This window comes from Terrabacter sp. 05T424 (assembly GCF_056396225.1).
The window spans coordinates 107,395-131,656 of record NZ_JBFTLB010000009.1; the positions used below are offsets into that span (position 1 = coordinate 107,395).

Consider the following 24,262-nt stretch of genomic DNA (forward strand, 5'->3'; position numbering starts at 1 on the left):
TCGGTGCGGGAGCGCCGACACGAGCGAGAGGTCAGGGGAGCAGGGGTGCGCGACGGCGTGACGTGGGAGGTGCGGGCGCTCGGGCGCCTCACCGAGCTGATGAACCGGGTCAGCGCACAGGACGACCTCGAGAGCCTCTTCGAGATGGTCGTCGACGGTGCGGCCGACGTCGTGGGCTTCAAGGTCGCCGCCATCAGCCTCGTCATCCCGTCGGGCGACGTGGAGGTCGTCGCCGTCGCGGGCGACGACGACGCGCGCAGCGAGCTGATGGGGCGGCACACTCCCCGGATCAGCCTCGAAGCCGAGTTCGCCGTGGCCGAGCGATGGGGCAGTCTGCGCTTCGTGCCGGCGGGTCAGCTGCCCGCCGGTTCCGAGGACGGCTGGGTGGCCTCCGACTGGACGGCCCCGGCCGACGACCCCGACGCGTGGAACCCTGAGGACACCCTCATCGCGCCGTTCTTCGACGCCGTCGGCAACCTGCTGGGCATCCTGTCGGTCGACCTGCCGCTGACCGGCCGCCGCCCCGACCTCACCCAGCGCGCCGTGCTCGAGCTCTTCGCCCACCAGACCGGCATCGCGATCTCCGCGGCGCGCCAGCGCAAGGCGCTCTCCGAGCGGGTCCGCCTCGTCGAGGCGGTGCAGACCGTCGCGCGCATCGCGCAGGAGGACCTCGACCCGGCGAAGGTGCTCGACGTCGCCTCCGAGCCGATCGCGGCCGGACTGGCCACCTCGGGCCTGTGGATGCGCGCCTTCGCGGGTGAGGACGACGACGAGCGCGAGAGCGTGGCGGCCCGCAGCGGCGGCCCCGTGCGCACGCCCGTCTCGCTCGTCGCGATCGCCCGTGACATCGCGACGCGCCGCTGGCGTACGGGTGGGGTTGCCGTCGTCGACCAGGAGCGCGGCGGCGACGCCGACCTGACGTGGCGGGCCGAGGAGCTCGCCGAGGTGCAGCAGTTCCTCGGCGACGCCCGGGCGCGCTCGATCCTCGTCGCGCCGATCGGGTCGGGGTCGGCCTGCTTCGGCTACATCGCCTGCACGCGCGGCCCCGCCGACCCCGTGTGGACCGAGGCCGAGGCAGCCGCCGCGCTCGAGATCGGCCGTGACCTCGGTCGCGCCATCCGCAATGCCCGCCTGTATGCCGCCGAGCGACGGGTCGCTGCCGAGCTGCGCGAGTCCGACCGCAGCAAGACCCAGCTCTTCTCGACCGTGTCGCACGAGCTGAAGAACCCCCTCGCCTCGATCGTGGGGCACGTCGAGCTGTTGCGGCACGAGCCCGACAGCAACCCGGACTGGTCGCTGGGGGTCATCGAGCGCAACACCGAGAGGCTGCAGAGCCTCGTCGACGACCTGCTGACCCTGTCGCGGGTCAGCGACCCCGACCGGGCGATGCCCGAGGCCGACGTCGACCTGGGCACCGTGTCGCGCGAGGTCGTCGACATGTTCCGCCCGCGGGCCGACCACCAGGACGTGACGCTCACCTTCGACCTCGAGCCCGAGCTGCCCCTCGTGCGCGGCAGCGCCGGCGACCTCGAACGGGTGGTTCAGAACCTCGTGAGCAACGCCGTGAAGTTCACGCCGGCGGGTGGCTCGGTGGCCGTGTCGGTCGCCAGCCGCCGCGACCGCGTGGTGCTCGAGTGCGCCGATGACGGGCTCGGCATCTCGCCGGAGGACCAGGCGGGCCTGTTCACCGAGTTCTTCCGCGGCACCAACCCCGCCAGCCTCAAGGTCCCGGGCACCGGCCTCGGCCTCAGCATCGCCCAGCGGGTGGTGACACGGCACGGTGGCCGCATCCACGTCGACTCCGAGCTGGGTCGCGGCACGAGCGTCCGGCTGCTGCTGCCCGCTCTCTGACCCGGTCAGCAGCCGTCGGGAGTCCGCCCGTCAGGACGCGTGGCGACCGCGTGTCGTCGCCTGCTGCGCCTGGGTCGGCGCCATGCTGGTCGACAACGACCGGGCCCGCAGCAGCAGGGTGGCGCCCACGACGATGCAGACGATCTCGGCTGCGGCCGCCAGGAAGACGGCGAGCCCCGACCACTGGCTCTTGATGCCGAGCAGGCCCACGGTGGTGGAGATGATGAACGCGCCGAGCGTCGCACCGCCGAAGCCGAGGGTGAGGAACGCCGGCACCCAGTGCTCCCAGCGCAGCAGCATGACCGCGATGACCACCCCCGCCACGACGTTGACGAGGAACATCGGCCCCACCGACTGGTTGCGCACGCCGTCGAACCACAGGTAGCCGTGCACCGCGGCGGAGACGATCAACGCCACCGCACCCAAGATCCGGAGTCTCATCAGGTCACTCCTGTCGCCGGTGTCGCGCCGCGGCGTCCGGTTGGCGTCGTGGTGTTGGACTCTTGCCCCCGAAGACGAACGGGCGCGGACCGCGGTTCACCCGGGACCGCCGCGAGATGCCCGGGGCGGGCCCCACGACGACCGTCGGTCAGCGGTCGTGCCCGGGGCTGTAGGCGGTGAGGAACCGGTCGCGGAAGCGGTCCATCGGCCAGACGGGCGCGTCCGTCGCCGGTCGCAGCCCGTCCTGCCAGCCCCAGGTGTGGATGCGCTCGAGCACCACCTTGTCGCGCGTGACGAGACTGACGGGCACGTCGTGGCTCGCGTTCTCACCGGAGACGACGCTGACGGGCTGGTGGTCTCCGAGCACGAGCACGACGAGGTTGTCGTCCTTCGCGCCCTTCACGAACGACACGACGCTGTCGAGGGAGTAGGCGACGGTCCGGCCGTATGCCGTCCGGATGCTGTCGGTGCTGCGCCACACCTCGTCGCCCGTGGCCGCCTTCCCCGCGTCCGCGAGGAATACCGAGCCGTCGCCCAGCGCCGACCAGTCGACGAGGCGCGGAAGGGGAGCGAACGGCACGTGGCTCGTGACGAGGTCGATCTCGGCCATGACCCGCGGCCGGTCGGCGCGGCCGAGCTCGAGTCGGTCGAAGGCCGACAGCGTGAACTGGTCGGGCATGGGCGCGTAGCCGTAGCCGGGGCCGGCATACCCGAGGGTGCGCGCGTCGTATATGCGGTCGTAGCCGTAGAACGCCCGACCCTGGGGCCAGTCGCGCGAGTTCGCGGGCACCACGTCGACGGTGCGCCAGCCGGCTCGAGAGAACGCCTCGGCGAGGGTGAGGCGGCGGGTGTCGAGCAGCTGGTCGTAACGCTGCTCGCTGTTGATCCACAGGCCGGACTGCAGCGTCGAGTGCGCAAGCCAGCTGATGCCACCGAAGGTGGGGGAGGTGAGCCACCCGCTGCGGGTCGACCAGCCGGCCGCGTGCAGGCCCGCCGTCCCCGCGGCGAGTGCCCTCGCGACGTCGGGACTCCGCTCGACGGCGACCCGGCCGTAGCTCTCGACGAAGACGACGACGACGTCCTTGCCTCGCAACGCCGTGAGCAGTTGGTCCGGCTGCGCGTCGGCGAAGGCGTCGATGGTGATCTGGGCGGCGAACGCGTCCCGGTCACGAATCCCGGCCGCCAGGGTCGTCACCTCGTCCCGGGCGAGGGTGGCTGTGGTCGTGGAGGCCACCGGGAGGTCGGGGCCGACGGTGACCCCGAGGGGCGCGCAGACGAGCCACAGGACAGCGCCGGCGAGGGCGACTCGCCAGGCAGCCGGGCGGTGTCTGGACACGAGCCGTCCGACGCGCACGACGGCCCACGGCACGAGGACGAGCAGACCGAGCAGGAAGAGCGCGGCACCTAGGACGGCGAGCAGTGCCGCCGTCGGACCGGCAGCGTCGCTGAGCAGGTCGTGGGCGGACCCGACGTAGCGCCAGTCGGTCAGGGCGTTGAACGGGCGGTAGAGCGCGGCGATGAAGACGGCGTCGAGCGCCCGGAGTGCGAGTCCGGCCCCGAGGAGGACGCCGACGACGACAGCGAACCACCGGCGTACGGCACCGCGGAGGATGAGGAGCGCCAGGACGAGGGCGATCCCCTCGAGCGGCACGCGGAGCAGCGCGACGTGCGTGGGGGACCAGAACCGGACCGGGACGGGTGCGAGGAGGGCGACCCACACCAGGGCGAGCGCGAAGACGCTCGCCGCGTGCCCGGCGACCCGACGCGTACGGGAGCTCTGCACGGTGGCGGTCACTGGACCGCTCGGGCCGTCCGGGGCGCGGTCGCGTCGAACGCGACCGAGTGCGAGGCCGCCACGTCGGGGGGGTGCACGGACTGCCGGCGGAGTGCGGCCACCTCCGTGCCGAACGAGATGAGCAGCAGCACGAGTCCCGCTGCGACGACCGCCGTCACGAGCGGCCCGGCCAGGACGTGCGCCGCGGCCACCGTCAGCGCGATCCCCTGGTATGCCGCCACGAGCTTGCGCCAGCGACGCGACGGCACCTGGCCCCTCAGCCACGGGGCCCATCGACCCGCCACGCCGACCGCGAGGAGCACGTACCGGGCGGCGCCGATGCCGAGCACCCACCAGCCGAGGTCGCGCGCGACCTGCACGCTGAGCACGAGGATGAGGAAGGCGTCGGTCTCCATGTCGAACCGGGCACCCATCGGGCTGGCCGTGCCGGTGCGGCGCGCCACCCAGCCGTCGACCGCGTCGAGCAGCAGCGCCCCCGCGGAGACGGCGACCAGGAGGTCGACTGCCGCCGGACTGCCGTCAGCGTCCGCGACCAGAGCCGCTACGCCGCAGGCGAGCACGGCCCTGGTGAGGGTCACGCGGTCGGCCGGCAGCAGCGAGCGTCGCGCGCGGCGCACGAGGGCGTACGCGAGCGCTGTCGCGAGGACGACACCGCTCGCCAGGCCGGCCATCCATCCCCGGCGGCCCAGGTCAGCGGCGTCGTGCAGCGTGGTGAGCAGTCCCAGCACGCCGACGAACCCGATGACCGGGCCGGGGGGGATCAGCTGACGCACGCGCCTCCACCTCATCGAAAGGGGTTTTGCACAAGGACGACGTGGCCGCCCATGGAGTTCAGGGTCGGCTCTAGTCTGGTCGCGTGTCCAGCGACGCGCAGGCCTTTTGGGTCGCCGAGCCAGGCCGGGGCGAGCTCCGGCCCGTGAGGCTGCCCCCGGTCGGGCCCGGCGAGGTGCGGGTGCGCTCCCTGCACTCCGGGGTCAGCCGCGGCACCGAGACGCTCGTCTTCCGCGGCGCGGTCCCGGTCGACCAGTACGCCGCGATGCGCGCCCCGCACCAGGAGGGCGAGTTCCCCGGGCCGGTCAAGTACGGCTACCTCAACGTCGGCGTCGTCGAGGAAGGCCCGCCGGCGCTGCTCGGGCGCACCGTCTTCTGCCTGCACCCGCACCAGACGGCATACGTCGTGCCCGCGGAGGCGGTGGTCGTCGTCCCCGACGACGTGCCGCCGCGGCGCGCGGTGCTCGCGGGCACCCTCGAGACCGCGGTCAACGCCCTCTGGGACGCGGCACCGCTCGTCGGTGACCGAGTCGCCGTCGTGGGGGCCGGCATGGTGGGGTGCTGCGTCGCCCGGCTGCTCGCGCGGATCCCGGGCACGGACGTCTCGCTCGTCGACGTCGACGGCTCGCGGGCCGAGGTCGCGGCGGGTCTGGGCGTCGCCTTCGCGCGACCCGACGACGTCGAGAAGGGCGGCCGCGGTCACGACCTCGTCGTCCACACGAGCGCGACCAGCGCCGGCCTCCAGCTCTCGCTCGACCTGCTCGCGCCAGAGGCCACGGTGCTCGAGCTCAGCTGGTACGGCGACTCGCGGGTCGAGCTCGCCCTCGGTGGGTCGTTCCACTCGTCGCGCCTCGGCATCCGCGCGAGCCAGGTGGGTTCCGTGGCGGCAGTGCGGCGCTCGCGCTACACGTACGCGCAGCGGCTGGCTCTCGCGCTCGACCTCCTGCGCGACCCAGCCTTCGACGTGCTGCTCACCGGGGAGTCGCCGTTCACAGAGCTGCCCGACGTGCTGCCCCGCCTCGCGGACGGCAGCCTTCCCGCCATCTGCCACACCATCGCGTACGACTCCGCCCACTGACCCAGCCACCTACTGATCGGGGAGCCCGTTGTTCAGTGTCACCGTCCGGGACCACATGATGGTCGCGCACAGCTTCCGCGGCGAGGTCTTCGGGCCGGCGCAGCAGCTCCACGGTGCGACCTTCGTGGTCGACGTGACCTTCCGGGGGCCGGCCCTCGACGACGACGACATCCTCGTCGACATCGGGCTTGCCACGCAGCACGTCCACGAGGTCGTCGGTGAGCTCACCTACCGCAACCTCGACGACGACCCGGCCTTCGAGGGTGTCAACACGTCGACCGAGGTGCTGGCGCGCACCGTCGCCGACCGTGTGTGCGAGCGGGTGCGCTCGGGTGGCCTCGGGGCGGCGGCCGAGCAGGTGACGGGTCTCGCCGTCACGCTGCACGAGTCGCACGTCGCATGGGCCACCTACGAGCGCGACGTGTGACGCACGTCCACGCCGTCGTGCCCGCCGGCATCGACGATGCCGCGCGCCCGAGCGGAGGCAACGCGTACGACCGGCGCGTGCTGGACGGTCTGCGGGCCGCCGGGTGGACGGTGCACGAGCACCCTGTCGCCGGGGCGTGGCCACATCCGGACGCGTCCGCGCTCGCGGGCCTGGCTGCCGTGGTTGCCGGAATCCCCACGGGCGCAGTCCTGCTCGTCGACGGGCTCATCGCGTCCTGCGCTGCGGACGTTCTCGTCAGGGAGTCGACGCGAGTGCGTCTGGTCGTCCTCGTGCACATGCCTCTCGTGACCGCCGACGCTGAAGCCGCGGTTCCCGAAGGTCACGTCCTGACGGCGGCCGTGGCTGTGGTGGTGACGAGCGACTGGACGCGCCGCCTGCTCGTCGACGCGTACGCGCTCGGTGAGGACAGGGTGCACGTCGCCCACCCGGGAGTGGAGGAGGCGCCGCTCGCGCCCGGCACGCCGACCGGCGGCTCGCTGCTGTGCGTCGCTGCGGTGGCGCCGCACAAGGGCCAGGCCGACCTCGCCGACGCGCTCGGTCGGGTGGCCGACCTGCCGTGGCGCTGCGTCCTGGCGGGCTCGCTCGACATCGCCCCCGACTACGTCGCCGGGGTGCGGCGCACGCTGGTCGCAGGCGGGGTCGCCGAGCGCGTGACCCTCGTCGGGGCGCTGGGGGCGGAGTCGCTCGAGCGGGCGTATGCCGCCGCCGACCTCGTCGTCGTCCCTTCCCGCGCGGAGACCTACGGAATGGTCGTGGCCGAGGCGCTGGCGCGCGGACTGCCCGTCCTCGCGACTCGCGTCGGAGGGGTGCCTGAGGCCCTGGGCGGAACTGAGTCCGACCGTCCGGGACTGCTCGTGCCGCCGCAGGCGCCCGGGCCTCTGGCCGTGGCGTTGCGTGCGTGGATCGGCGTGGGCGACCTCCGATCCCGATTGCGGGCTCGCGCGGCACGGCGGCGTGCCACGCTGAGCCCGTGGTCGAGCACGGTCGCCGACGTCGCTCGCGTGCTGGAGGGGGTGGGCCGTGACTGAACCCGCTCTCTCCCGTCGACGTCGTCCGAAGGGAGGCCCGCAGCGGGACTCGTCACGGAAAGGCCGGTGGACCATGCGGAAGAGCCCGCGCTGGCTGCGGCCCGTCGGGGGCGTGGTGATCCTCGGGATCGCCCTCTGGCGCTTCGGCGCGGGCGCGGTCGTCGACGCCCTCCGTGGCATCGACGGGTCGGCGCTGCTCGCGGCCACGGCGCTCGCGGCGCTGACGACGCTGTGCGGGGCGTGGCGGTGGGTGCTGGTGGCCAGGGGCCTGGGCGCCGACCTGTCGCTGCGCTCCGCCGTGGCCGAGTCCTACCGGTCGCAGTTCCTCAACGTGACCCTCCCCGGTGGCGTCGTCGGAGACGTGCGGCGCGGCGTGCGCCACGGCCGCGCCGCCGGTGACGTCGGTCGTGGGCTGCGTGCCGTCGTGTGGGAGCGCACCGCAGGGCAAGTGGTCCTCGGGACGCTCGGCCTCGGGGCGATCCTGTTGCTGCCGTGGCCTTTCCGGTCTGCGGGCCAGGCGTCCGTGGGTGGCGGCACCGTCGTCGTCGACGTCCTCGTGGCCCTCTCGTTCGTCGGCGTCAGCGGATGGGTCGTCACCCGTGGCCGAGGGCGTTTTGCCCGGGTGGTCGGAGCGGTCGTCGCCGACCTCCGCGCCGGGGTGCTGGGCCGCCGCACGTGGCCGGGTGTCGTCGCTGCCTCGGTGCTCGTCGTCGTGGGTCACGTGGGGACCTTCGTCGTGGCCGCCCGCAGCGCCGGCGTCACGGCGTCCTCGGCGAGCCTGCTGCCGCTCGCGCTGCTCGTGCTCGTCGCCATGGGCGTGCCGCTCAACGTCGCCGGCTGGGGCCCGCGGGAGGGGGCCGCGGCGTGGCTCTTCGGTGCCGCCGGGCTGGGGACGGCCGCCGGAATGGGTACGGCAGTGGTGTACGGGGTGCTGGTGCTCGTGGCCAGCCTCCCGGGGGCGGCGTTGCTGCTCGTGTCCCACCGCAGCGGTCAGGGCGAGGGGCATCGTGAGCAACGGGTCGCACCCGATGAACCGGTTGTTGACGCCGACCTGCGCGTCGACGTGGATGTCGAAGGAGCCGCCCGTGGCTGACCGGCCCTACACCCTTCTCAGCTGCGGCATGTCGATCGACGGCTACCTCGGCTCGGGGACCACGACCCGGCTCGTGCTGTCCAACGACGCCGACTTCGACCGCGTCGACGGCGAGCGCGCCGCGAGCGACGCCATCCTCGTGGGAGCGGGCACGATCCGCAAGGACAACCCGCGCCTGCTCGTGCGCTCGGCCGACCGGCGCGCCGGCCGCGTCGCCAAGGGCCTGGCCCCGTCACCCACGAAGGTGACCGTGACCCGCCGTGCCGAGCTCGACCGCGAGGCCAGCTTCTTCGCTGCCGACGGCGCGGAGAAGCTCGTCTACTGCCCGAGCGACACGGTCGACGAGGCCCGCGGCCGCATCGGTTCGGCCGCGTCCGTCGTCGACGCCGGACGACCCGTGACGATGAGCCGGGTCTGCGATGACCTCGGCGAGCGTGGCGTGCGCCGCCTGATGGTCGAGGGTGGCGGCACCCTGCACACCCAGCTGCTCACCGCCGGCCTGGCCGACGAGCTCCAGCTCGTCGTCGCGCCGTTCTTCGTCGGCGACTCGTCGGCCTGCCGCTTCGTCGGCGACGGCCGCTTCCCGTGGAACCCCGACCGGCGGGCGACGCTTGCCGAGGTGCGCCAGATCGGCGACGTCGTGCTCCTCAGGTATGCGTTGTCGCCGCGTTTCGAGGCGGAGGGCGCTGCCGTCGGGGGGCGTGATGCGTGAGCCGGCCGCGGCCTCGATCCGCACCCAGGTGGTCGTCCCGCTCACCTTCGGCGACGGCTACGCCACGACGGCCCGGGTCTTCACCTTCGACGGCCTCGTCGACGGTCTCGAGCACGTCGCGCTGGGGCTCGGCGACCGCGCCGCCCCCGTGGAGGCCGGCACGGTCATCGCCGGCCCCACCCTGACCCGCCTGCACAGCGAGTGCCTCACCGGCGATGTGTTCGGCAGCCGGCGCTGCGACTGCGGCCCACAGCTCCGCGAGTCGGTGGAGCGCCTCGCGGCCACGGGGGGCTTCCTGCTCTACCTGCGCCAGGAGGGCCGCGGCATCGGCCTCTACGCCAAGCTCGACGCGTACGTCCTCCAGGACCGCGGCCTCGACACCTACGAGGCCAACGAGGCCCTCGGCTATGGAGCCGACGAGCGCGACTACACCGCTGCTGCGCAGATGCTGGGCGCGCTCGGTGTGAGCCGCGTCGCGCTGTTGAGCAACAACCCCGACAAGGCCGACCAGCTGCGCAGCCTCGGGATCACGGTCGCACGTCGGGTGCGCACCGGCGTGCACCTCTCCGACGCCAATGCGCACTACCTGTCCACGAAGGCGAGGCTGGGGGCGCACACCATCGACCTGGGCGCCGACCTCGAGACCGAGCTCGAGCTGCGACGCGACAGGCGGCGTGGCACGGCCTGACCCACGCCACGCGGCCGCGGGCATCCCACGGTGTCAGGGGGACTCGGCCACGACGCTGAGGTCGACGGTGAGCGCCCGGTGGTCCGAGACGGGCAGCCGCACCGCCGCCGCACCTGCGGCCTGCAGGGCACCGCGCACGAGCACGTGGTCGATCTGCTGCCGTGGGTCGTCGACCGGGAAGGTCGGCTCCGAGGCGGCGGGCCGGAGCCCGGTGATGCGCGTGGCGCGGGCCGGGCCCATGTTGAGGTCGCCCATGAGCACGAGCGGCTGGCTGTCGTCAGAGAGGTCGGCCATCAGGCGGCGCAGCTGGTGACCGTTCCACCAGTCGATGAACGACAGGTGCGTGTTCACCACCGTCACGCCTCCGGTGGGAGTCTCGACCTCGGCGACGACGGCCACCCGGGGCTCATCGCGCACCAGCTCGGGTCGCAGGCGTCCCCGGAACTTCATCGGCACGCGCACCGGCACCGGGGCCAGGCGCACCACCCGCCAGCCGCGCACCGGGAAGCGCGAGAGGAGGGCGATTCCGTAGGCCGCCGCGTCGGGCTGCTCCTCGCCCGTGGCCGCGATCCAGGTGGCGCCCGGACTGCCCGACAAGGCCGCGACGAACCGGTGCTCCGGGGCGCCCATCGCCTTGGCCGCGATCGCGGTGAGGTCGGCGTTGTCGGAGCGGTGCTGGTTGTGGTCGACCTCCTGGAGCGCGAGGACGTCGACGTCGAGGTGGCGGATCGCCGATCGGAACCCGTCGAGGTCGACGTGCTGGTCGGTCGGCACGCGTCCGTTGAGGATGTTGAACGTCGCCACTCTCATGCCGAGGGCCTACCCGGGAAGACGCCCGCGCACACGTCCGTGGGGCCGAGCGGGGGCTGGCCACGGGTTCCCCGGGAGCCGGGCACACGGCATACGCAAGGAGAGGCGCAGGGCGGGTATGCCTTGGGCATGGGAGTCGACGACGAGCCGGACCTGCGTGAGGCGCTCAAGACGGTCGCGGTGGCGCTCAAGGGTTCCGGCGTGCCGTTCGCGCTGATGGGCGGCTATGCCGCGTGGGCGCGCGGCGGCCCGGAGCCGGAGCACGATGTCGACTTCCTCGTCGCCGACGAGGACGCCGACCAGGTCGCGGAGTACCTCGCGGGCCAGGACCTCGATGTTGTGCAGCCGCCGGAGGACTGGCTCTTCAAGGTCTACTGCAACGGCGCGATGGTCGACATCATCCACGGGCCGGTCGGCGGGGCGGTGCACCGGCCGGAGGTCGAGCGAGCCTCCGTCATGGACGTCCTCTCCGTCGAGATGCCGGTGCTCGAGGCGACCCCGCTCGTCGTGCACAAGCTGAACGCCCTCGACGAGCATTCCTGCGACGTCGCGAAGGTGCTCCCCGTGCTCCGGGCGCTGCGCGAGCAGGTCGACTGGGAGCGAGTCGGGCGCGAGACGGCTGACAACGACTTCGCTGCCATGGTGCTCTTCCTGCTCGACCGCCTCGGCATCGCTGCGCCGGGGCGCGAGCGTTCGGTTGCGAGCGACGCCGGCTTGACGGCGGCTCGTTCGTCGGCCGGCGAGCGACGGCCCCGCGTCTAGAGGGCAGTGCTTCACGGGAGGCGTCTCCCCCGGGTGGTGTCTCCCTCGGATGGCCGCGGCATCATGGACGGGCGACCGCGCGTCCGAGGGCGCACCCACTCGTCGAGAGGAGCCGTGGCGATGTCCCTGGTGGAGACGCTGGAGCTTCGGGCCCGCTTCGCCCGCAGCCTGTCTGACCTCTACGGCACCGAGGTGCCCGCCTACACGACGCTCCTCGAGGTGGCCGAGGCGGTCAACGACGAGGTGCTCGCGCGGCTCGGTGACGGCGCCGAACGGCTCGGCAGCATCGAGCGCGTCACCGCGGAGCGCCACGGCGCCATCCGTGTCGGCACTCCGCGCGAGCTGGCGCAGGTGGCACGCATCTTCGGCGCCTTCGGCATGCACCCGACCGGGTTCTACGACCTGCGCGACGCAGCCCCTGCGCCGATCCCGGTGGTCTCCACCGCGTTCCGGCCGCACGACCCGGATCAGTTGGCGCACAACCCGTTCCGGGTGTTCGTCTCCATGCTGGTGCCCGAGGACGAGCGCTTCTTCGACGCAGACCTCCGCGGCCGGCTGCTCGACTTCCTCGGTTCGCGCACCCTCTTTCCCGACGAGCTGCTCTCCCTCGCCGACACGGCCGAGCGACAGGGCGGTCTGGAGCCCGCGTCGGCCGACCGGTTTCTCGAGCTCGCGACGGCGGCGTTCGCTCTCTCACCCGACCCGGTCGACCGCGACTGGTATGACGAGCTCGAGCGCGTCTCCAGCGTCGCGGCCGACATCGGCGGGGTCACGAGCACGCACATCAACCACCTCACCCCGCGCGTCCTCGACATCGACGAGCTCTACCGCCGCATGGGCGCACACGGCATCGTGATGATCGACCAGATCCAGGGCCCACCGCGCTGGGAGGGGCCCGACATCCTGCTCCGCCAGACCTCGTTCCGGGCCCTGGCCGAGCCGCGGCTCTTCCGGGAGATGGACGGCCGGGTCGTCAGCGGTGACCTGCGCGTCAGGTTCGGCGAGGTCGAGGCCCGAGGCGTCGCCCCGACTCCCGCGGCTCGGCAGCTCTACGACCGGATGCTCGTCGAGGCAGACGCTCGCGGCCGCGACGAACCCGACCTGCCCCGCGACCAGGTGCTCCGCGCGGTCTGGGAGGAACACCTTCCGCGCACCGACCTCGACCTGGCCCGGCGCGACCTCGCCTACTACACGTTCGCCGTCCGGCCGGATCGGCCCGAGGGGGCCGCGCCCGGTGATCTGGTGACACTCATTGACGAGGGTTGGGTCGAGGCCACGCCGATCGTCTACGAGGACTTCCTGCCCCGGTCTGCGGCCGGGATCTTCGCCTCGAACCTCAGCGGCGAGGGCTCTGCCGACTCCTCGCGCACCAGCGCGCCACGCGACCGTGCCTGGTTGGCGGAGGCCATCGGGCGGCCGGTCACCGACCCGGACGAGCTGTATGCGCACCAGCGGGACGAGTCGCTCCGGACCGTCGGGGACGTCCTGGGCCTCGACCACATCGACGTCGTGGCGCACCTGTGAGTGGACCGGGCCGCATTCGCCCGAGCAGGCCAAGGTCGGTGGCGCCCGGAACGCGGCCGGAGTGACCCTGGAGCTGCCGCGACTGCCGCTGCTCGGTTGGGTCTGAGCCTAGACCGTGGCTCCCGACTCGGAGGCCGCGCGGGCATTCCGTTCATGAGCGAACGACGTCGTCTCGCGGGTCCTTTTTGTGGTCGATGTGCGAGGTTGACGACAGGTTGATGACTGATCAGACTCGTGTCGTAACCCACCGGCCTGACGTACGTGGTTGTTGGAACCGTCACCTGGATCGAGGGGGGCGCGTCGTGCGGTCAGCATTCCGGCTAGCGGTCGCGCTCACGGCCCTGACGGGGTTCATGCTGACTGTGGTCTCTTGCACCAGCGCGGCTTCGGATTCGTCACCGAAGACCTCCTCGACAGATACCTCGTCGCCGAACGCCTCATCGTCGGCCGCCACCTCCCCCGAAGCCAACGGGGTGACGCCGCCCGGCCCCGCCGCTTCACCGCTACCCCCCGCAACGATCACCATCCACGCGCCGGGCTACGCAGGACTCGGAGAGCTGGCCGTTGGGCCCGACGCCGTGTGGTTGGGGGATGGCCCGTTCCGGATCGATCCTCGCCACCACACGATTGGCAAGGCGTTGTCCGTTCAGCCCGCGACCGATATGGGCGCCGCCGGAAGCAACCTGTGGGTATCGGACTACGGCAATGGAGTGGTCCGGCGCTACGACGCGAACACCGGAAAGCTCGTCGCGACGGTCCATCTGCCCGATGTCACGCCAGAAGGGATCGCCATCACCGACACGGCGGTCTGGGTTGCCTCGCACCATGGCGGCAACCTTGACCGGATCGACCCGGCGACGAACAAGGTCGTGAGCCGGGGTCCGCGTTACGAGTCCAGGCAGCGACGGCGCCCAGTTTTGCCGCAACCGGATTCGGCAGCGTCTGGGTCGGGGTGGGCAACAACGACTCCGTCGTCCGCGTCGAGCCCCGATCGAACAGGGTTCTCGCAACGATCCCATTCCACGACCAGATGGTGCCTTGCGGCGGGGTCGCGGCAAGCGACCGCGCGATCTGGGTCTCCGAGTGCTTGGACGGCAATCACGTCGGACGCATCGATCCGCGAACAAACACCGTAACAAAAGTCATGAACACCGGGGGGCGGGTCGTCTGGATGGCAGGCGACCGCGACTCCGTGTGGTTCGTCACCGGCGGCGATCCAGACTATTCCCCCAACGCTCCCGGATATCTTGTCCAGGTCGGTGACGACGGCTCCTACCTCAACCGCTACAAGCTCGGAGACGGATTCACCTCCGGCAGCGTCGTCATCGCATTCGGATCTCTCTGGGTCAGCTCGCACAAACCTGTCATCCTGCGCATCCCATTACCGGCGCAGTGACAGCCAGCGCCCCGAACAGGACCACAGCCGGGATGACGGTGGCGGTGTACTCGCATCGACCGCGGTCCGCCGTGTACGCGGCGAGGGCGACGGCTAGGGCGAGGCGCCCGGTACGCGGCGAGAGACGCGGGCTTTCCGGACGTCGCACCGCGCCGGCAGCGGCATGGCCGGATCGCGTAGCCGACCGTCTGCCAAGGGCGACGCTGCACGGGGCCGCTTGCCGTGACGGTGCCCGAGCTATGCCGTAAGGCGCGTTCCTGCTGAGCTTTCTCCCCGGCTGCCCCGCGGGGCGGCACCAGCTGAAGAGGCCTTGGAGCCACCGTCGGCAGGCTGTCCACCGCCGCGGCCGGCGTAGGACATCGGCGACGTGGTCATGCCATGGGCTATCTTTCAAGAAACCTCACCCAGGGTGAGCGGCTCGCAGTGTCCAGTGGTGCCCACATGGGAGGTGGCGTGTGACTGAGGTCCCGGAGCCGACTTCGCGGCCGACGTCGCTGCCGCGGGTGGGTGTGGTGCTGGCCGCGGGCCGCTCAGAGCGGATCAGTTCCATCACCCGAGGTGGCTCCAAGGCGCTGCTGCGGCTGGGTGGCCTGAGCCTGGTCGAGCGGGCGGTGAAGACCTTGCTCGCCGCCGGGGTGGAATCCGTCGTCGTGGTGGTCGGCCACGACGCGGAGTCGGTGGCGGCCGTTGTCGACCGGTTGTGCCCTGGCCGGGTCAGGGCCGTCTACGCCGACCGGTGGCAGGACGGTAACGGCGCGTCGCTGGCCGCGGTCGAGGACGCGGTGGCCGGCGAGGCGCTGTTCGTGCTGGTCACCGCCGACCACGTGTTCGGCGACGGAGCGATCGACCTGCTGCTGGCGACCGGTGCTCCTGCCGTGCTGGTCGACCCGAGTCCGGTTCGCGCCGCCTGGGACGAAGGCACGAGGGTGCAGGTCGTGGACGGCGCCGTGGTTGCGTTCGGTAAGCACCTGGACCAGCCGGCCATCGACTGCGGCGCGTTCCTGCTCCCCCGGGACATCTTCCGTTACCAAGCACAGGCCGCCGGCGAGGGCGACCACACTCTGGCCGGGGCCGTGACCCGGCTCGCTCAGGAACGGCCGCTACGGGCCGTCGGGCTGCCCGTCGGCTGCTGGTGGCAGGACGTGGACAGTCCCGCGGACGCGCGGGCCGCCGCCGCCGGCCTGCGCGGCTCGCTCGGTAAAGACGCCGACGGGCCGGCCAGCCGCTGGCTTAATCGGCCGCTGTCGACCCGGCTGTCCATGGTGCTGGTCCCGCTGCGACCCGATCCCGATCTCGTGTCCGTGGCCGCCTTCGTGCTCGGCCTGGCCGGCGCGGTGTTGCTTGCCGTCGGGCAGGGTATCGCCGGCGCCCTCTTGGTCCATGCCAGCTCCGTCGTCGACGGTGTCGATGGAGAGGTCGCCCGGCTTCAGCTGCGCGGCAGACCCCAGGGTGCGCTGCTCGACGGTGTGCTCGATCGGGTTGGGGACGCCGCGATCCTGACCGGCCTGGGCCTGTGGGCGCTCGAGGGACATGACCCCGGATCGGTGCTGGCGCTAACCGTTGCCGCGACGACCGGCGCGCTGCTGTCAATGGCAACCAAGGACCGGGCCGCCGCCCTGGGCCTGCCACCGGCACCCGAGCGAGCGCTTGGTTGGCTGCTGGGTGGCCGGGATGGTCGGCTGCTGCTCGTGGCCGTCGGAGCGCTCGTGGGCGCACCCATCGCCGCTCTGGCTGCGGTCACGGCGACATCCGCGCTGGCACTGGGCCTGCGGGTCGCTTTCCTCCGCCGCAAGCCAGCGAACAGGTCCGCGAACGGTGTGGACGAACCGGCACCGGGAGCTCCGGTCGCGTCCGAGTGATGGAGAGCGGCCTCACGGATGTGCAGCTCCCGCCACAGGAGTGCACCTCGCGTTTGGGCGCCAGCCCCGCCCGCCCGTCCGACGGGGTCGCGGAAACGTCCGTGCCACCAAAGCCGGTGACTCGCCGAGACGAATCAACATCGAGATGTAGGTGAAGCGCACGCCCCGACGCGGCTACCAGACGATTCCCTTAGGGCCGGCATCCGGCCAGACTCGGTCCGATGTGACGCACCCTTGCAGGCTCCGGGCGAATAGCGATGTGACGCGTCCGGGGTCCTCTGCGAGCGAGCGGCTCACGGCGCCGCGCCGCGCCTGCATGGGTCCGCCAAGAGCTTCACCGTTCCCGTGGAGCGCCACGCTCCCACCAGTCCGTCGGCCGATGCTCCCGCACAGCCTGGGCCACGATCTCGACATTCACAAGGTTGCAGAACTTCCACAGTTCCTTCGCCGCTCGCGAGTACTGGAACATGACGCGATCGAACTCGAACGCGTCGAGTTCGCCGGCGCGGTAGCGGTCGATCGCCCGGCCGACGTGGCCCACCAGCTGGGCGAGCTGGGCCGCGTGAAATGTCGCCACGGCCTCGGCGGCAGCGCGCCGCTCGGGCTTCGTCGACACGCAGCGAGGCTAGTACGTCGTTGAGAGCGGTGTTGGCTTCGCCGCCGCGTCGATGTGACCTCCGGTACAGCCTGGAGTGCATGGTGGTGAGGATCGGCTATCCCGGCGGCCCGATGGTCACGTCGATCGGGCCGCTCTGGGTGGGGGAGCAGTGCTGGGCGCCTTCGGCGCGTCGGCGTATGAGCGTCAGGGTCAGGGCAGCGCCTCCCACGACGACCGCGAAGGTGACGCCAGCTAGAGCAAAGGTGGCCGCGGTGGCGGCTGCCCCGGTCAGGCCGAGTACGGCGACCAGCGGTGTGGTGCAGCAGACGGCGCAGGCAGCTGCGCCCACGCCGTAGAGGTGGCGGTCCTTGACCGAGCGTCTCATCGGTGCCTCGTGTCGGGCCGCGAGGCGATCTGCACGAATGGGATCGGGCAGCATGTGGAGTCGGCGCAGGCGACGAGGTCGTCGCAGCCGGCGTCCCGGGCCGCAATCAGGCTGTCCCGGATGACTTCGAGATCTGCGATCTTTCGATCCACCTCTGCGAGCTTTGCCTCGGTCTTGGCCTGGAGTCCCTGTCCGTGCTGGTGCCTTCCAGCCTCGAGGAGGTCGGCGACCTCGTCGAGGGTGAAGCCTAGATTTTGCGCCGCCTTGATCACGCGGAGCGTGGTGACGCTCTCCTCGGTGTACATCCTGTGCCCGCCGAGGGATCGGTCGGGTTCGGCGATGATGCCGCGGCGCTCGTAGTAGCGGAGAGTCTCGACGTTGATGCCCACCAGACCTGCCACCTGTCCTGCTCGGAGGCCGCTCATGTCGTGGCTCCCGCGATCAGTCGCTCGGCGCGCTCGCCGAGCGCAGCGAGGACGGCTGCGTGGGTCTCCGCCGTGCTGACCGTCAGCTCGACACTGCCCACGGAGATCGTCATCTCGAACGTGAAGAACGAGCAGCAGCCGGTCTCCTTGACAGCCAGGGCCGCCGCACGGCTTGCGGCATCCGGCTCAGGTTGGATTTCGATGCGCAGCTGGTTCGGCGTCGGACGGCTCAGCGCGAGCGCGTTATGGCTGAAGAAGTCGTCGAACTCGGCGACGCGAAGTGGTTGGTTCTCGGTCGGTATCGTGCACGCCGAGGGGACCCAGACGTTGTCATCGATCATGTTGCGGCTCATAGGACGACGGTAAACCCGCACCTCGGTACGGGATGCAACCCCTTGGGCAACCATGTATTCGCCCATAGCCAGGCGCCGTAATGGACGACCTGCTGGTAGCGGCCGCGTCGCGGCGGAATTGTGTCTCTTCCCCATAGACGCCCGCGACGTACGCGGTGAGGAAGTGGACGCCGTGACGGTCTAGGTTGCCTCGGCCCGGTCGCAGTGCTGGCGGACTGGCCCTATGACCCCACACTCAGCGGTGAGGAGCCTCTTTAGTCAGCGGCGGGGCCAGGGAATGATCGCTGCGGGTGTCTGAGCCTGAGGGCCGCTCACGCGTCAACGATGACTGGGATGATCAGGGGACTCCGGCGGGCCTGTCGGTGCACCCACCTGGACATTGCCTGCCGGACGAGCTCCTCGACCTGCTCGAGGTCCTCGATGCCCTCTTTGCTGGCGGTGGTGAGGGCCTTTTGGATGGCGGGGGTGGCCTTGGCGAAGTCGCCGCGTGCGTGTTCGAACCCGTGGACTAGGTAGTCGGGCTCCTCGGTGAGCTTGCCGGTGTCGGGGTCGACGATGCAGACGATGGTGATGACCCCTTCCTCGGCGAGGGTGCGGCGTACGTGCAGGGAGGCCTCGGTGGCGCCGCCGACGGTCATGGCATCGACGTAGACGAGCCCGGCGGGGACGGCGCCGGAGATGCTCGCCGAGCCGTCGACGAGGTCGATGACGGCGCCGTCATGGGCGATCAGGGCGCGCTTCGCGTCGACACCGGTGCGGATCGCGATGTCGGCGTTGGCCCGCAGGTGGCGCCACTCCCCGTGGACCGGCAGGACGTTCGACGGCTGGACGATGTTGTAGCAGTAGGCGAGCTCGCCTGCACTGGCGTGGCCGGAGACGTGCACTTTGGCGTTTCCCTTGTGCACGACCTTGGCACCCCAGCGGGTGAGTTCGTTGATCACTCGATAGATGGCGTTCTCGTTGCCGGGGATCAGGGAGCTGGCGAGCAGCACCGTGTCGCCCTCGGTGACACGGATTGGGTGGTCTCGGTTGGCCATCCGGGACAGGGCGGCGAGCGGCTCTCCCTGCGACCCCGTGCAGATCAAGGCGATCTGTTCGGCGGGCAGGCGCTCGAGCTGCTTCAGGTCGACGACCAGACCCTTGGGCATGTTCAGGTAGCCGAGCTCGGCCGCGATACCCATGTTGCGCACCATCGAGCGACCGACGAAGGCCACCTTTCGCCCGTGGTCACGGGCCGCGTCGAGGACCTGCTGGATGCGGTGGACGTGGCTGGCGAAGCTCGAGACGATGACCCGGCCGGGTGTCGTCCGGAACACGGCGTCGATCGCCGGGGTCAGCTCGCCCTCGGACACGGTGAAGCCGGGCACCTCCGCGTTGGTCGAGTCGACCAGGAAGAGGTCGACACCTTCCTCGCCGAGGCGGGCGAAGGCGCGCAGGTCGGTCACCCGGCCATCGAGCGGGAACTGGTCCATCTTGAAGTCGCCGGTGTGCAGCACGAGGCCCGCGGCAGTACGGACGGCGACGGCGAGCCCGTCGGGGATCGAGTGGTTGACGGCGATGAACTCGCAGTCGAAGGGCCCGAAGGTGCGGCGGTCGTCCTCGCTCACCTGCATGGTGACGGGGGTGATGCGGTGCTCCTGAAGCTTCGCCTCGAGGAAGGCGAGTGTGAGGCGGGAGCCGACGACCGGGATGTCCGGTCGTTCGCGCAGCAGGTAGGGCACGCCTCCGATGTGGTCCTCGTGGCCGTGTGTGAGCACGATGGCCTCGACAGTGTCGAGGCGGTCCCGGATCCAGGAGAAGTCGGGCAGGATGACATCGACCCCTGGCTGGTGCTCCTCGGGGAACAGGACGCCGCAGTCGACGACGAGCAACCGTCCCGCGTGCTCGAAGACCGTCATGTTGCGGCCGATCTCACCCAGGCCACCCAGGGGAACGATCCGCAGCCCGTCACGTGGCAGCGCGGGTAGGTCCGGAGACCGTCGAGCGCCGCCCCCCCGGCCTCCACGAGCCCGCTGCCCGCGCCCGGTAACCACGCTCACAGGCGACCTCCTACGGGACAGGAGACGAGGGCCTCGTGCTCCCTGCGGCCCGGGGCCCGCTCGGGCGCTGACCGGCCGGGTGGGGTGTGCAAATGGAATGTCATCGTCATCCTCCTCGTGCTTTGGCAGCGGCTGGGCGGCGACGAAGCGAGGTGTCGTGTGGTCACCCTCTAAGGGCCGCCGCCGTCAGGGCAGATATGTCGCAGCGAGAATGATTGCATGAGGCTCGCTGCTCCGATTCCTCTCCTCAAAGGCCGACCCCGCGACCAGGCGCTGGTTGCTTCCGGGCCCGCTCGCGCCGTGCACAGCAGAACACCGTTCGTCGGACGGGCGCCCCCGGAGCGGCCTCCTGTCTGGCTGGGATCACTTTCGAGCCAGATTTAGTGCACCTGCAGGGAGGTAGTTCGCCGAGGCCGTCAATCGCTCACGAACAGAGGCCTTCGGGGCGCCGCCGTGTCTGTACTAGATCCGGGAAAGTACCGATACGTCGCCCGTCCGGACGACGTCGTCGGCCACGACCCGCAGTTTGCGGTTGGTGTGCTGGCTCGCCTTTTGCAGGAGCTCGAACGCCTTGCACGCACGTCTTCCGCGTCCGACCGGCCTTGGGCCACATCGGCTCGGGCGGCGCTGTCATCAGCGCGCAACTCGGCTTTGTCGGCACGGGCCTCACTCTCGGAAGCGCGCAGGTCGGCCGTGTCGGCGCGCGCACGCAGATTGTCTATCTGGTCCTGAACGTCAGCGTTGGCGTCCGGCTGATCCCTGCCAATGGGAGCAGCGTAATCGTTTACTACCGCGACGAGGCGTTCGTCGACGTACCTGGCATGTGTGTCTGCCCAGCCGGTTGAGTTACCGAGTCCGCACCTCCATCTCCCGGCGCTAGAACGAGAGACACGCTGTCCGGCCATCTGCGCGACTGCTTGGCGGCACGCGATGACGTTCTAGGACGTGCCCGGCGAGAGGTTTTGCGTTCTCACGCCGAGGCGTCTCAGGCATGCTTGGAGAAACGACAAGTCGCCCGTGCTCCGGGTCCACGGCGAGCGACTTGAGCTCCACAGACGGGAACCAGAGGACCCCGCTCACCCACTGAGGGTGAGCGGGGCTCATGGCGTTCGGGGCTCCACCGGCGATTCTTCCATCAGCGGTGCAGCCCACTCTGTTTGACGCAGCACCAACTCAAGGCACCCTCGATTCGGGGCCAAACACCATGGCAGTCTCGCACACGCCCACTCCTTTGGCCGCCGCTTCCGGGGTCCCTGTCCTGGCGGTGGCGACCATGGGTCCGGTCGTGCTCCTGCCTACACTGCCGAAACCGCGCGTGGAGCGCTCGTTCGCCACGGTGTGCTTGCTCACGGGACTGCACGGTCGTCCCAAGTGCGGAAGCGCCCCGCGCTCCTGCTGTCGACAACTGCCCGTGCGCTTGCCAGACGCCGCCCATCTGACCGCCCATGGCCCTGTCCAAGCACCCTCGAGGTGGTGCGAACCGAAACGCTGTTCTAGCTGAGGCACCGTCCTTGAGCGTTGGGAGCCAAGTCTGTCTGCTCAGCCCGGACAGCGGGCAGCAGTGCTCGGATCACCGCAGCAGATCCATGCGTGCATGTCTCAGGGATGCCTTCGCCACAGCTTGTTGACGCTAGCGCCTGCGCGGCCGTTCAGACGCCAGCGACGTAGGCGGGGAGGAAGTGGACGCCGTGTCGGTCGAGGTTCCCGCGGGCGCGGTCGTAGTGCTCGGTGGTGCGCGGGTCGGCGTGCCGGGTCAGGATCTGCGCGTCGCGCAGAGGGACGCCGGCATCGAGAGCGTTGGTGATGGCAGCGTGCCGTAGCGAGTGCGGGCTGATGTGCCGCGGGATGCCGGCGGCCTTCGCGATGCGGGCGACCATCCGGTAGAGGTCGCGTCGGTCGATCGGGTTGCCGGAGACCGGCCGTAGGACGAGCGGCCCGGACGTTCGTTGGCCGCGGCAGGCCTCGAGCGCTCGAAGCACGGGGACGGTGACCGGCATGGTCGCGGGCTTGTTGCCTTTGCCGACCAGGTGCAGGACGCGGTGTCCACGGAGGGTATCGGCGTAGTGCTCGATGCGCGCCGCGGCCGCTTCGGCGGCGCGCGTCTCCGAAGGGCCCCGGATCGCGGCATGTGGCTGCGTTGGGTTCTGGTGGATGAACGCACGTTCCGGGTGCTGCGGTTGATACCGGAGCGTCAGCCGGCTGTGGTCTCTTCGGCTTGTTTGGATTCTTCGACCAGTTCGCCTTCGAGCCGGATTTTGATCTCGTCGCCGACGACGAATCCGTCCGTCGAGGACGGGGTTGAAGGTCAGGCCGAAGTCCTTGCGGTTGATCTTCACGCTCCCGCTGTAGCCGATCCGGTGGCCGGTCATCGGGTCGTTGAACTCACCCAGCTTGGTTATCTGCAACGCCACTGAACGGGTGTTTCCCTTGCACAGCTCTCTCCGATCGGTCTCGAAGGATGGCGATGACCCAAGAGGCGACTCTCAGCCGCCTCGACCACCACACCGCGGTTCACCCGGGCGCGTCGTGCCGTGCCCCCATGCGTCAAGCCGTCGCCCCCATCCCGGCCTTCAGACGACGTAGCCGCCGCAACGGCGTCGCACGTGTGGCCGTCCTCGCACGCAACACCGGCACGGTCGGGGCACAGGGATCAACTCACAAAACGACCGCTGCCGCTTGGCGCTCATCCACGACGGCGGCTCTGATGTGCGCTTCAGCGCACACGGCATCCCCGGTCCGGGCAACGAGCTGTGCCGCTGCACGATGCGCGTGAGCAACCCGCAGGTGGCCCTCGCGGTCATGCACTCGAGCTGCCGCTGCGGCAGCAGCCGACATCGTCGCCGCGGCTCTTGCCAGCTCCAAGTCTGCGTGCGTGAGGCGTCCACCAGCGGCTAGCCGCGCCAGAAGGTCTATCAGCTCCCGATCCGGGCAGCGAGGGCGGCGCCACGGATATGGGCATCGTGGCCCCGTTGTCGTGCCACTTCGTTCCGGGATCGGTAGTCCTCCACCAGTCCATGGTGCTCCCGCAGGACGGAGGCCGTGATCCCTTTCTTTCTCTGCCGCAACGCACACGTCGTCCATCCGGGTCGTTCTCGTCCTTGACGCGTGCGGACAGCGCTCCCCAGAAGTCTCCAAGGTCCTCAGCCCAGCAAAGATGCCACCGCTGCCCGCCGTCATCTCACTGCCACAGTCGGCTGTCATCAAGCGGAGCCGGGCAACGAAGGGCGCCCGATACGGTCAGCTGGTCCTTCGATGACCCATGGCAGACACCTCATCTCGCCCACGAACAAAGCGGTGGGATCAACCTTCGCCACCCTGCTCAGGGTCGTCATCCTCGTCGTGCCGTTCGTCCTCGAAGTCCCGCACGAGCTCCCACGCCCGCTGGTCCGAGCCTGCCGTGTCGTTGTCGTCCCGGTCGTTCATCGCCTGCCCCAGAGCCCAGTCCGGAGGAGGAATCTGGCTGGGGTCCGGGCTTGAGTTCGTCTCCATGTCTCTCACGCTCCGTTGTGCGGTGGGCGGGGGTATCGCACCGGACCATTGTGACTTGGCGGAGGGGAACTGGGCGGCTCGTTCGCAGCTACTTCGCCAGGGCCCGGGGTAGCCTCGGGCCAGGGGTTGGCCGCATCATGCCGCCCAGATCGGAGTTGACTGTGCCGAGCGGTCCACCGATGTCGCCGCGACCCCCGTTGGAGCCGCTGGCGCGTTGGGTCTCACTGGTCAGCGCCGCTCGGCGCCGCGTCGACACTTTGCGGGCGAGCCCAGTTGATCCGACCCGGCTGCTGGCTGCCCATGGGGTGTTGCTCGATGCCATGGAGAGCTATGCCGCGGAGCTGGTCAGTCGCGGGCACCCTTTGCCACGGAGGCTTCGTGACGACCTGCGCTTGGAGCGGGACCTCCGTGGGCTCCGAAAGGGTTCGCAGCCGCCGCACTCGCGTTGAGACTGGAGACCCAGCGCCACCACACCCTTGGAGCGAGTCGCCCCAAGCGGCGAAGTCAACCGAGCGCAACTGATTCCCCTGATCGTTCCCGCTACGGTTCACGTCGAGGCCACTCACAGGCTGAAGTACCAGGTCGGCGGACGCGATAGGACGCCCGACAGGCCATCGCCGCGGCGTCGATGTCGCTGGACGGCTCATCCCCAAGCATGACAACACGATCGGCAGCCTCTTCGACTGTCTCCAGAACGGAGAGGTCGAGCTTCCCACT

At 70.7% G+C, this 24,262-nt stretch carries 24 protein-coding genes and 1 pseudogene; 13 read left to right on the plus strand and 12 right to left on the minus strand.

The window, feature by feature from the left end; translation table 11 throughout:
• Positions 1-45 precede the first annotated feature (45 nt).
• Positions 46-1,851: an ATP-binding protein gene (locus AC1DE0_RS17935; protein ID WP_478103350.1), complete on the plus strand. Its 1,806-nt coding sequence runs from the start codon at positions 46-48 to the stop codon at positions 1,849-1,851.
• A gap of 30 nt (positions 1,852-1,881) precedes the next feature.
• On the opposite strand, the gene AC1DE0_RS17940 is transcribed toward AC1DE0_RS17935, so the two are convergent.
• From AC1DE0_RS17940 to AC1DE0_RS17950, 3 genes are all read right to left on the minus strand, one after another.
• Positions 1,882-2,292: a hypothetical protein gene (locus AC1DE0_RS17940; RefSeq protein ID WP_478103353.1), complete on the minus strand. Its 411-nt coding sequence runs from the start codon at positions 2,290-2,292 to the stop codon at positions 1,882-1,884.
• A gap of 148 nt (positions 2,293-2,440) precedes the next feature.
• Positions 2,441-4,087, minus strand: a complete 1,647-nt coding sequence (locus AC1DE0_RS17945) for an LTA synthase family protein (protein WP_478103358.1) — start codon at positions 4,085-4,087, stop codon at positions 2,441-2,443.
• Positions 4,084-4,860 (minus strand): CDP-alcohol phosphatidyltransferase family protein, encoded by a 777-nt coding sequence (locus AC1DE0_RS17950; protein ID WP_478103360.1) that lies wholly within the window; start codon positions 4,858-4,860, stop codon positions 4,084-4,086. The genes AC1DE0_RS17945 and AC1DE0_RS17950 overlap by 4 nt, the downstream gene beginning before the upstream one ends.
• Positions 4,861-4,943: 83 nt before the next feature.
• Here AC1DE0_RS17950 and AC1DE0_RS17955 point away from each other — a divergent pair, with 83 nt between their 5' ends.
• The 6 genes from AC1DE0_RS17955 to AC1DE0_RS17980 all read left to right on the plus strand — a co-directional run bounded on the left by AC1DE0_RS17955 (position 4,944) and on the right by AC1DE0_RS17980 (position 9,905).
• Complete coding sequence (locus tag AC1DE0_RS17955; RefSeq protein WP_478103363.1) at positions 4,944-5,936, plus strand: zinc-dependent alcohol dehydrogenase; 993 nt, start codon at positions 4,944-4,946, stop codon at positions 5,934-5,936.
• Positions 5,937-5,964: 28 nt separating this feature from the next.
• Positions 5,965-6,363: a 6-pyruvoyl trahydropterin synthase family protein gene (locus AC1DE0_RS17960; protein WP_478103367.1), complete on the plus strand. Its 399-nt coding sequence runs from the start codon at positions 5,965-5,967 to the stop codon at positions 6,361-6,363.
• Positions 6,360-7,412, plus strand: a complete 1,053-nt coding sequence (locus AC1DE0_RS17965; protein WP_478103371.1) for a glycosyltransferase family 4 protein — start codon at positions 6,360-6,362, stop codon at positions 7,410-7,412. Before AC1DE0_RS17960 ends, AC1DE0_RS17965 begins: the two co-directional genes overlap by 4 nt.
• A gap of 73 nt (positions 7,413-7,485) precedes the next feature.
• Positions 7,486-8,505 carry a lysylphosphatidylglycerol synthase transmembrane domain-containing protein gene (locus AC1DE0_RS17970; protein ID WP_478103375.1) on the plus strand — a complete coding sequence of 340 codons (1,020 nt, stop codon included), beginning with the start codon at positions 7,486-7,488 and terminating at the stop codon, positions 8,503-8,505.
• Positions 8,498-9,217: a RibD family protein gene (locus AC1DE0_RS17975; protein WP_478103378.1), complete on the plus strand. Its 720-nt coding sequence runs from the start codon at positions 8,498-8,500 to the stop codon at positions 9,215-9,217. Before AC1DE0_RS17970 ends, AC1DE0_RS17975 begins: the two co-directional genes overlap by 8 nt.
• A complete protein-coding gene (locus tag AC1DE0_RS17980) occupies positions 9,210-9,905 on the plus strand; it encodes a GTP cyclohydrolase II (RefSeq protein WP_478103381.1) in 696 nt (231 codons plus the stop codon). Before AC1DE0_RS17975 ends, AC1DE0_RS17980 begins: the two co-directional genes overlap by 8 nt.
• A gap of 33 nt (positions 9,906-9,938) precedes the next feature.
• Here AC1DE0_RS17980 and AC1DE0_RS17985 read toward each other — a convergent pair whose 3' ends face one another.
• The gene (locus tag AC1DE0_RS17985; RefSeq protein ID WP_478103385.1) at positions 9,939-10,715 is read right to left on the minus strand and encodes an endonuclease/exonuclease/phosphatase family protein; all 777 of its coding nucleotides are present in this window, start codon (positions 10,713-10,715) and stop codon (positions 9,939-9,941) included.
• Between the two features lie 129 nt (positions 10,716-10,844).
• On the opposite strand from AC1DE0_RS17985, the gene AC1DE0_RS17990 reads away from it, so the two are divergent.
• The 4 genes from AC1DE0_RS17990 to AC1DE0_RS18005 all read left to right on the plus strand — a co-directional run bounded on the left by AC1DE0_RS17990 (position 10,845) and on the right by AC1DE0_RS18005 (position 16,256).
• Positions 10,845-11,477 (plus strand): nucleotidyltransferase family protein, encoded by a 633-nt coding sequence (locus tag AC1DE0_RS17990; protein ID WP_478103388.1) that lies wholly within the window; start codon positions 10,845-10,847, stop codon positions 11,475-11,477.
• Between the two features lie 120 nt (positions 11,478-11,597).
• Positions 11,598-13,001 (plus strand): 2-oxoadipate dioxygenase/decarboxylase, encoded by a 1,404-nt coding sequence (gene hglS, locus AC1DE0_RS17995; protein ID WP_478103390.1) that lies wholly within the window; start codon positions 11,598-11,600, stop codon positions 12,999-13,001.
• Between the two features lie 952 nt (positions 13,002-13,953).
• Complete coding sequence (locus AC1DE0_RS18000) at positions 13,954-14,397, plus strand: hypothetical protein (protein WP_478103393.1); 444 nt, start codon at positions 13,954-13,956, stop codon at positions 14,395-14,397.
• 455 nt (positions 14,398-14,852) lie between these two features.
• A complete protein-coding gene (locus AC1DE0_RS18005; protein ID WP_478103397.1) occupies positions 14,853-16,256 on the plus strand; it encodes an NTP transferase domain-containing protein in 1,404 nt (467 codons plus the stop codon).
• Positions 16,257-16,590: 334 nt separating this feature from the next.
• Here the strand turns inward: AC1DE0_RS18005 and AC1DE0_RS18010 are convergent, their stop codons facing one another.
• The 6 genes and pseudogenes from AC1DE0_RS18010 to AC1DE0_RS18035 form a co-directional block, all read right to left on the minus strand.
• Positions 16,591-16,872: a hypothetical protein gene (locus AC1DE0_RS18010; protein ID WP_478103401.1), complete on the minus strand. Its 282-nt coding sequence runs from the start codon at positions 16,870-16,872 to the stop codon at positions 16,591-16,593.
• Positions 16,873-16,969: 97 nt separating this feature from the next.
• Positions 16,970-17,239, minus strand: a complete 270-nt coding sequence (locus AC1DE0_RS18015) for a hypothetical protein (protein ID WP_478103405.1) — start codon at positions 17,237-17,239, stop codon at positions 16,970-16,972.
• Positions 17,236-17,664, minus strand: coding sequence for a MerR family transcriptional regulator (locus tag AC1DE0_RS18020; RefSeq protein WP_478103409.1), 429 nt, complete (start codon positions 17,662-17,664; stop codon positions 17,236-17,238). The genes AC1DE0_RS18015 and AC1DE0_RS18020 overlap by 4 nt, the downstream gene beginning before the upstream one ends.
• Complete coding sequence (locus AC1DE0_RS18025; RefSeq protein ID WP_478103413.1) at positions 17,661-18,017, minus strand: hypothetical protein; 357 nt, start codon at positions 18,015-18,017, stop codon at positions 17,661-17,663. Before AC1DE0_RS18025 ends, AC1DE0_RS18020 begins: the two co-directional genes overlap by 4 nt.
• A 311-nt stretch (positions 18,018-18,328) precedes the next feature.
• Entirely contained in the window at positions 18,329-19,915 is a 1,587-nt protein-coding gene (locus AC1DE0_RS18030; RefSeq protein ID WP_478103417.1) for a ribonuclease J, read from the minus strand.
• Between the two features lie 603 nt (positions 19,916-20,518).
• Positions 20,519-20,620 (minus strand): annotated as a pseudogene (locus AC1DE0_RS18035) (hypothetical protein); the annotation flags it as partial.
• 38 nt (positions 20,621-20,658) lie between these two features.
• Here AC1DE0_RS18035 and AC1DE0_RS18040 point away from each other — a divergent pair.
• The gene (locus AC1DE0_RS18040; RefSeq protein WP_478103418.1) at positions 20,659-20,901 is read left to right on the plus strand and encodes a hypothetical protein; all 243 of its coding nucleotides are present in this window, start codon (positions 20,659-20,661) and stop codon (positions 20,899-20,901) included.
• A gap of 804 nt (positions 20,902-21,705) precedes the next feature.
• Here the strand turns inward: AC1DE0_RS18040 and AC1DE0_RS18045 are convergent.
• Complete coding sequence (locus AC1DE0_RS18045) at positions 21,706-22,209, minus strand: tyrosine-type recombinase/integrase (RefSeq protein ID WP_478103548.1); 504 nt, start codon at positions 22,207-22,209, stop codon at positions 21,706-21,708.
• On the opposite strand from AC1DE0_RS18045, the gene AC1DE0_RS18050 reads away from it, so the two are divergent.
• Entirely contained in the window at positions 22,096-22,470 is a 375-nt protein-coding gene (locus AC1DE0_RS18050; protein WP_478103557.1) for a hypothetical protein, read from the plus strand. The genes AC1DE0_RS18045 and AC1DE0_RS18050 overlap by 114 nt on opposite strands.
• Before the next feature lie 886 nt (positions 22,471-23,356).
• On the opposite strand, the gene AC1DE0_RS18055 is transcribed toward AC1DE0_RS18050, so the two are convergent.
• Positions 23,357-23,545 carry a hypothetical protein gene (locus tag AC1DE0_RS18055; RefSeq protein WP_478103419.1) on the minus strand — a complete coding sequence of 63 codons (189 nt, stop codon included), beginning with the start codon at positions 23,543-23,545 and terminating at the stop codon, positions 23,357-23,359.
• Positions 23,546-24,262: the final 717 nt, after the last annotated feature.

Bases quoted from the DNA above. Each gene is read 5' to 3' on its own strand.
- AC1DE0_RS17940 (WP_478103353.1), bottom strand. From the start codon at position 2,292: ATGAGACTCCGGATCTTGGGTGCGGTGGCGTTGATCGTCTCCGCCGCG.
- AC1DE0_RS17970 (WP_478103375.1), top strand. From the start codon at position 7,486: ATGCGGAAGAGCCCGCGCTGGCTGCGGCCCGTCGGGGGCGTGGTGATC.
- AC1DE0_RS17980 (WP_478103381.1), top strand. From the start codon at position 9,210: ATGCGTGAGCCGGCCGCGGCCTCGATCCGCACCCAGGTGGTCGTCCCG.
- AC1DE0_RS17985 (WP_478103385.1), bottom strand. From the start codon at position 10,715: ATGAGAGTGGCGACGTTCAACATCCTCAACGGACGCGTGCCGACCGAC.
- AC1DE0_RS17990 (WP_478103388.1), top strand. From the start codon at position 10,845: ATGGGAGTCGACGACGAGCCGGACCTGCGTGAGGCGCTCAAGACGGTC.
- hglS (WP_478103390.1), top strand. From the start codon at position 11,598: ATGTCCCTGGTGGAGACGCTGGAGCTTCGGGCCCGCTTCGCCCGCAGC.
- AC1DE0_RS18015 (WP_478103405.1), bottom strand. From the start codon at position 17,239: ATGAGACGCTCGGTCAAGGACCGCCACCTCTACGGCGTGGGCGCAGCT.
- AC1DE0_RS18020 (WP_478103409.1), bottom strand. From the start codon at position 17,664: ATGAGCGGCCTCCGAGCAGGACAGGTGGCAGGTCTGGTGGGCATCAAC.
- AC1DE0_RS18025 (WP_478103413.1), bottom strand. From the start codon at position 18,017: ATGAGCCGCAACATGATCGATGACAACGTCTGGGTCCCCTCGGCGTGC.
- AC1DE0_RS18030 (WP_478103417.1), bottom strand. From the start codon at position 19,915: ATGACGGTCTTCGAGCACGCGGGACGGTTGCTCGTCGTCGACTGCGGC.
- AC1DE0_RS18055 (WP_478103419.1), bottom strand. From the start codon at position 23,545: ATGGAGACGAACTCAAGCCCGGACCCCAGCCAGATTCCTCCTCCGGAC.